This window comes from Gaiella sp., from assembly GCF_039915195.1.
Lineage (GTDB): Bacteria > Actinomycetota > Thermoleophilia > Gaiellales > Gaiellaceae > Gaiella.
In genome coordinates this window covers 1-6,628 of sequence record NZ_JBDSNT010000123.1, presented here as the reverse complement: position 1 = coordinate 6,628, position 6,628 = coordinate 1, and the positions used below count along the sequence as shown (strand labels likewise).

At 67.7% G+C, this 6,628-nt stretch carries 6 protein-coding genes and 1 pseudogene; 4 read left to right on the top strand and 3 right to left on the bottom strand.

Annotation, left to right across the window (positions count from 1 at the left end):
• Positions 1-548: pseudogene (locus tag ABIR74_RS11785) on the top strand (NAD(P)-dependent oxidoreductase); the annotation flags it as partial.
• 2 nt (positions 549-550) lie between these two features.
• Here ABIR74_RS11785 and ABIR74_RS11780 read toward each other — a convergent pair.
• Positions 551-928: a type II toxin-antitoxin system VapC family toxin gene (locus ABIR74_RS11780; RefSeq protein ID WP_348178328.1), complete on the bottom strand. Its 378-nt coding sequence runs from the start codon at positions 926-928 to the stop codon at positions 551-553.
• Positions 925-1,194 (bottom strand): type II toxin-antitoxin system Phd/YefM family antitoxin, encoded by a 270-nt coding sequence (locus tag ABIR74_RS11775; RefSeq protein WP_348178326.1) that lies wholly within the window; start codon positions 1,192-1,194, stop codon positions 925-927. The genes ABIR74_RS11780 and ABIR74_RS11775 overlap by 4 nt, the downstream gene beginning before the upstream one ends.
• 88 nt (positions 1,195-1,282) lie before the next feature.
• Between ABIR74_RS11775 and ABIR74_RS11770 the strand changes: the two genes are divergently transcribed.
• On the top strand, positions 1,283-2,440 hold the full coding sequence (locus tag ABIR74_RS11770; protein WP_348178324.1) for an aminotransferase class V-fold PLP-dependent enzyme: 1,158 nt from the start codon (positions 1,283-1,285) through the stop codon (positions 2,438-2,440).
• Between the two features lie 129 nt (positions 2,441-2,569).
• Here ABIR74_RS11770 and ABIR74_RS11765 read toward each other — a convergent pair whose 3' ends face one another.
• Positions 2,570-4,300 (bottom strand): homocysteine S-methyltransferase family protein, encoded by a 1,731-nt coding sequence (locus ABIR74_RS11765; RefSeq protein ID WP_348178322.1) that lies wholly within the window; start codon positions 4,298-4,300, stop codon positions 2,570-2,572.
• A gap of 40 nt (positions 4,301-4,340) precedes the next feature.
• Here ABIR74_RS11765 and ABIR74_RS11760 point away from each other — a divergent pair, with 40 nt between their 5' ends.
• Both ABIR74_RS11760 and ABIR74_RS11755 read left to right on the top strand, forming a co-directional pair.
• Positions 4,341-5,528, top strand: a complete 1,188-nt coding sequence (locus ABIR74_RS11760; RefSeq protein ID WP_348178318.1) for an MFS transporter — start codon at positions 4,341-4,343, stop codon at positions 5,526-5,528.
• Positions 5,529-5,669: 141 nt separating this feature from the next.
• Positions 5,670-6,628: GAF domain-containing protein (locus ABIR74_RS11755; RefSeq protein WP_348178315.1), on the top strand; the 959-nt coding region annotated here is incomplete at its 3' end.

The window sequence follows — 6,628 nt, the reverse complement described above, 5'->3', positions numbered from 1 at the left end:
AGACGTTCATCGGCCCCGAGCGGCTCGGCGTCTTCGAGATCCTCTTCGACTGGATACGCGAGGGGCGAAGGATCCCGATCCTCGGCGACGGCGGCAACCTCTACCAGCTTCTCGCAGTCGAGGATCTCGTCGACGCGGTCGCTCGCAGCTTCGCTGCCCCGGTCGGAGGCGAGGCGCTGAATGTCGGCGCCGGGGTGTTCGGGACCGTGCGCGACGATCTCCAGGCCCTGATCGACCACGCAGGCTCCGGCTCACGGCTGTGGCCCGTGCGGGTCAGGCCGGCCGAGCTGTCGCTCCGCGCGCTCGAGCTCGCGAAGCTCTCGCCGCTCGCCGAGTGGCACTACAAGACCGCACACAAGGACTCGTTCGTCTCCATCGAGAAGGCCCAGCAGCTGCTCGACTGGGAGCCGATGCTCTCGAACGCCGAGACGCTTTGCGCCACGTACGACTGGTACCTCGCGCACCTGGACTCAATGCGCGGCGCGGGGACGACGCACCGCGTACCGTGGAACCAGCAGGCGCTCGGGGTGCTGAAGCGGTTCAGCTAGCTCTACGCAGCGAGCACGGAAACGCCGTACCGCTGGAACCTGGCATCACGCGTCACGACCGTCAGCTGCTCATGTCGGGCCTGCCCGATCAGGAGCCGGTCGAACGGGTCCTTGTGGATCAGCGGCAGCGAACCGGCGACAACCGCGTGCGCGATCGAGATGGGCAACTCGTCGAACCCTTCCCGGTCGACGTGGAGTGCGATGTCGCCGTCGAAGGTGAGCTTCCCAAGCCTCGCCTTCGTCGCGATCTCGAAGGCGGTCACAGCGCTGACGGAAACCTGAACCGAGCCGTCCGCGATCGCCTCGCGGGCGGCGGCGGCGACCTGGGTCGGGTCCTCGAGCCACCAGATGAACGCGTTCGTATCGAGCAGGAGCCTCACTCCTCCATGTCCTCTGGCCACGCATCGCCCCAGAACTCCCGAGCGATCGCCTCGTTCGTCTCCGGACTGTCCCAGTCGTCCGCGAGCCAGATCTTGCCTTTCATGGAGCCGCCCTGACGGCGCTTCGGACGGGGCTCCTCGAGCGGGACGAGGCGCGCTCGAGGCTCGCCAGCTTTGGCAATCACGATCTCCTCGCCCGCTGCGGCGCGCTCGACGAGCCGCGAGAAGTGGGTTTTCGCCTCGTGGATGTTGACTTGCTCTGACATGTCAGATTCGGACTAGACTTAGTCCAGTCCGTATCTACAGACTACCATCGCCCAGGCGTTTCGTCCACCGCGACATAGACTGCGAGTCGTGCGCGACCTCATCGACTACCGCTCCGAGTTCCCGATCCTGGAGCACACGACCTACCTGATCAACCATTCGCTCGCGGCGATGCCGGCAAAGGCCGAGGATCGGCTCTCCGAGTACGCGCGGATGTGGAAGGAGCGGGGCATCCGCTCGTGGGGCGAGGGCTGGTGGACGATGCCCATGACCGTCGGCGACCAGATCGGCCGCATCATCGGCGGCGCCTCCGGCACGACGGTGATGCATCAGAACGTCGCCGTCGCCGAGGCGATCGTGCTCTCGTCCTTCTTCCCGATCGACCCGAAGCGCAACCGCGTCGTCTACGAGCGCGGCAACTTCCCTTCGGTGCGCTACCTCTACCAGGCCCAGCCCGACCTCGATGTGATCGTTTGCGAGGACGACGGCGCCATCGTCGAGGCGATCGACGAGCAGACGCTTCTTGTCCCGATCAGCCACGTTCTCTTCAAGACCGGCGAGATTCAGGACATCGAGCCGATTATCCGGCGAGCGCACGAGGTCGGGGCGCACGTGATTCTCGACTGCTACCAGAGCGCCGGCATCGTTCCGTTCGACGTCACCGCGCTGAACGTCGACTTCGCCGTCGGCGGCTCGGTGAAGTGGCTCAACGGCGGCCCGGGAAACGGTTGGCTCTACGTCCGTCCGGACCTCTCCGAACGGTTGCAGCCGACGTTCACCGGCTGGCAGGCGCACGAGCGCCCCTTCGGGTTCGAGGAGGAGATGGAGTACACACATGGCGCCGCCCGCTTCCTCACGGGCACTCCGAACGTGCCGGCGCTCTATGCCGCGACCGCAGGCTATGACCTGGTCGAGGAGGTCGGCGTCGAGCGGATTCGCGAGAACTCGTTGCGGCAGACCCAGCTCCTCATCGACCGCGCCGAGACGGCCGGCTTCGAGATACGAAGTCCGCGGAGCCCGGAACGTCGCGGGGGAACGGTTACCGTCCATGTGCCCGAGTTCGCGGCCGTGCACAAGGAGCTGGCAGAACGGCAGATCCTTTGCGACTTTCGTCCGGACGCCGGGATTCGCCTCGGGCCGCACTACTACAACTCCGACGACGAGCTCGAGTTCACGATCGGGCAGATCGGCGAGATCGTCGAGAGCGGGGCCTACGAGCGGCACCTCGGCGTCGCAGCCCGCCACTGAGAGGATCTGCGGCGAGCTACCGGATCCCGCGACGGCCCGGCTGCAGCGAGGAAGGCACGCTGAAACGCAGACTGCCGGCGGCCCAGCGACGGAACCGAAGGCATTCGTCGCCCGCGGGGCGGAACCTCTCTAGCTGCTCCTTGTTTGCCCCACTTCGAGCAGGTACGCGATCATCACGTTGTCGCCGCCGACTGCGAGGTGGTGGGCGTCCGAGAGCTCCTCGACCCGGGCGATCTGCGGTGCATGCGACTCAAAAACCTCGCCGAAGGGGAAGAAGCTGTAGTCCACGACGCGTGCCTCGAGCCCGTGCGACGCGAGGAGCTCGGCTGTTCTCACCTGGCCGAGAATCGACAGTTGCAGAACGAGCGCGCGCCCGGTTTCGGTAAGCAAGTCGGGGAGGAGGGCCAGGAAGCGGTCGAAGAGATTCCGACCCCAGTAGTCGAGCGGACGGTGGCCGCTTGGCTCCTCGTAGGGGTCGACCGGCATCTGGTACAGGCTCGCGGCGATCAGGTCGAACCGCTCGCTCGGCTCCCACTGGAAGAGGTCGACGGTGTCGCCGCTGACGCGATCCGAGACGCCGTTCCGGAATGCGTTCGCCAACGTGTTCGCAACGGATCCACGGTCGATGTCGATTGCGTGCACCGAGGCTGCCCCGTTGAGCGCGAGTTGAACGGCGAGGATGCCGCAGCCGCAGCCGACGTCGAGGCATTTGCCACCGCCGCCATCGCCCGTTCTCTGCAGGTGCTTCCAGAGGAGGTAGCTCCCCTGCGTGGGCACGAACACACCGGGCTCGACGGCCAGATCGGGAAACGGGAGTGGGTAGAGCGCGCGTCCCTGCTCGTCCCGCCAGCTCTCGACGACGACGGGTGGCGCGTCCCCGATGGTCGTCTCCGGATGCGGCGAGACGCGCCTGCGCCCGGCCACCGTGCCCTCGAGCGCCGTCGCGGCCGCGGCGATGTGGTCGGGCGAGACACCGCAACAGCCACCAATGATCTGCGCGCCCTCCTCGCGCCACTCGAGCGCGAGGCCGGCGTAGGCCTCCGGGTCGATCCGCTCGTCGAAGCGCCAGAGGTCGCGCGTGAGATGACCGAGGTTCGGATAGACGCCGAGAGGCAGGTCAGTGAAGTCGCGGAGCCAGCTGACCATGCCGGGCACGTGATCGACGGGCAGGCAGTTGATGAGCAGCGCTTCGACTCCCATCTGCTCGAACCGACGTGCGGCCCGGCCGAAGAGATCGCCCTCCGGCGGCCCCCAGTGCTGACCGTAGACGCCGCAGACTCCGTGCCGGCAGCGGCGGAACGAGACCCAGACGGGGAGGCCCAGCTCGAGGAGCTCCTCGACGAGGGTGAACGTCTGGGGCTCGCGGATCAGGGAGAGGGTCTCGAGCAGAATCAGGTCGGGTTGTTCGTCGTCGAAGATCTTCGAGAGCAGCCTGGTCGTACCGCTCCGTGAGAGTGACTCGGCGTCCTCGGAAAGCGAGAAGGCGACCGCGCGCGATCGTGCCGCCTCCGACGCAGCCGTTCGTGCGAGCCGGATCCCCGTGCGGGCGATGTCCATCCAGTGCAGCAGGCCTGAGGCGCCCGGACCGCCTCCTCGCGTCTCGGCGAGAACCGACCACGTATTCGTCGAGACGACATCGCAGCCCGCGGCGATGTACGCGCGGTGGACGTCGAGCACCGCCTCGGGAGCGCGGTACAGCGCCCAGCTGCCCCACAGGTCGTCGTTCGTTCCGCGGCTCGTCGCGGGCAGGGCGCGCTGGAGCTCGGTCGCCGTGCCGCCGTCGAGAACGACGCACGTTCCCTCGGCGAGCTTCTGCTCGACCGCGGCGTACGGTCGGACGTCGGGCGGCGAGAGCGACATCAGCCAGAGGAACGATACCCCTGGTGCATAGCCTGTCGGGATGAGTCCCGCGGATCCCCTCCGGAAGGCGCTCGCCGGGTTCATGCTCGGCGCGGCGGGGATGTTCGCGACGATGTACTCGACGCAGGCAATCCTGCCCGAGCTCTCTCGTGACTTCGGCGTCAGCCCGGCGCGCGCAGGTCTCTCCATCTCGGTCGTCGTGATCGCCGTCGCGGTTGGCGGCTTCGCGTGGGGGCCGGTCTCGGACAGGATCGGGCGCCCTCGCGCGATCCGGATGGCGAGCCTGCTGCTCGTGCCGCCCACGATCGGTGTCGCGCTCGCCCCGGGCTTCGAGGCGCTCCTCGTCTTCCGCACGCTGCAGGGGCTCTGCATGCCTGGCCTGCTCGCGGTCGGCGCTCCCTACATCGTCGAGGTGTTCGTGCCACGGATCGGAGCGCGGGCGATGGGCTACTACGTGTCAGCGCTCGTCCTGGGAGGCCTCGTCGGCAGGCTCGGCGTCGCGCTTGCAACTGCCGTCGTCGGCTGGAGGGTCGCCATCGGCCTGCTTGCGATCCTCCCGCTTGTCGCCGCGATCGTGATGCGACGCGGGCTTCCGGAGCCGGAGCTCGCGCCACGCGGCGGAGGGTGGAAGCGACATCTCACGAATGTGAGGCTGCTCGGCGTTTCGGTGGGTGGAGCAGCGCTCTTCTTCACCTTCGTCGGCTCGTTCACGTTCATCACCTATCGACTCGAAGAGCCTCCGTTTTCGTTCTCACTCGCCGTCGCGAGCCTCGTCTTCCTCCTCTGGCTGACAGGTCTTCTCGGCCCGCTGGCTGGCCGCGTCGCAGACCGTGTCGGCTGGCGTCGCCTCGCGCTCGGCACCGTGGCGCTGTCGGCCACCGGGCTTCTGCTGACGCTTCCCGACGTGCTCCCGCTGCTCGTGCTCGGGCTCGCCTGTATTGCCGGGGCGATGTTCACGGGATACACGGCGACTCAGCTCGGGGTGAGCGAGGTGGCGCGGGTCGACCGCGGCGCCGCCACAGCTCTCTATTTCGGGATCTACTACGCGGGCGGAGCACTCGGCGCCTACCTTCCCGGACTCGCGTGGGAGGAGTGGGGGTGGGGCGGCGTCGCAACGACCGGCTTCGTCGCTCTCGGCCTCGCGGCCGCGGGGATCGCGAGCGTCCGACCGGAGGCCCTCGACGAGGCTTGTGTTGATTCAACGCAACGACTCGCGCCTCCCGCGTGAAGCCGCGGCGGTGAACCCGCCTGGCGTCGAGCGCGATCGCTCCAAGGTCGCGCTGCGAACGGAGATTGTGGTGATTCAACACAAAGCTCTCGTGGGTAGCGTGCTTGGCTTTGGCGCGCTCGACGCTCTACGATGGCCGTCATGACATCGGTTATCGCACACAGCGACGCTGTCCTCGCGCGGATCATCTCCACCGTCTCCTCGACGCTCGACCTCGACGAGGTTCTTCGTGCCGTGGTTCGGCTTCTCTCCGACGCAAGCGGCGTGCACGCCTGCTTCGTCTACCTCGTCGAGGGAGACCACCTCGTCCTGCGGGCCGCCGGCAACCCCTATGAGAGCTTGATCGGCAAGGTATCCCTGGAGCGGGGAAGCGGGCTCGCCTGGTGGGCAGCCGAGCGCAACGAGCCTGCCTTCATCCCCGACAACCTGCTTGCCGATCCTCGAGTCGCTTACGTGCCAGAGCTCGACGAGGAGCGGTTCCAGTCACTTCTCAGCGTTCCGATCGCGGCGCGCGACGGGACCGTGATCGGGGTCATCAGCGCGCACACCGAGGCGCCACACCTGTTCACGCAACCCGAGGTCGACTTCGTCGTCACGAGCGCGTCGCTCGTGGCCGCGGCGATCGAGAACGCACGGCTCTACGACGAGACGCGCGCGCGCGTGGGCGAGCTCGAGGCGATCACCGAGCTCGCGGAGGTGATCGCTGGCGCCCGCACGCTCGACGAGCTGCTGTCCGATGTAGTCGATCGCTCGCGAGGGCTGCTCAGATCGACCGCCTGCCACCTCTACCTCCTCGCGTCGGGCAGCGAGGAGCTCGAGCTTCAGGCATCGGCGCCCGCAGCCCTCGACAGCACGACACGCACGACGCTCGGCCTCGCCGAGCTCGGACCGGAGCTCGCGCGGGGAGGCAAAACCTCGCGGGTTGCCGTTCCGCTCATCGCAGGCGACGAGCTGCTCGGGCTTCTCGTGGCGGAGCAAAGCACCGCGGTGGAGCTTGCCCGCGCCGTCGCGAGCCAGATTGCGGTCGGGGTGAAGAAGATCCAGCTGATCGAGAGCCTCACGGAGAAGAACCTGATCAAGGACTTCTTCGAGGCGCTCGC

Coding starts and splice junctions, on each gene's coding strand:
- ABIR74_RS11760 (WP_348178318.1), top strand. CDS start 4,341: ATGAGTCCCGCGGATCCCCTCCGGAAGGCGCTCGCCGGGTTCATGCTC.
- ABIR74_RS11775 (WP_348178326.1), bottom strand. CDS start 1,194: ATGTCAGAGCAAGTCAACATCCACGAGGCGAAAACCCACTTCTCGCGG.
- ABIR74_RS11765 (WP_348178322.1), bottom strand. CDS start 4,300: ATGTCGCTCTCGCCGCCCGACGTCCGACCGTACGCCGCGGTCGAGCAG.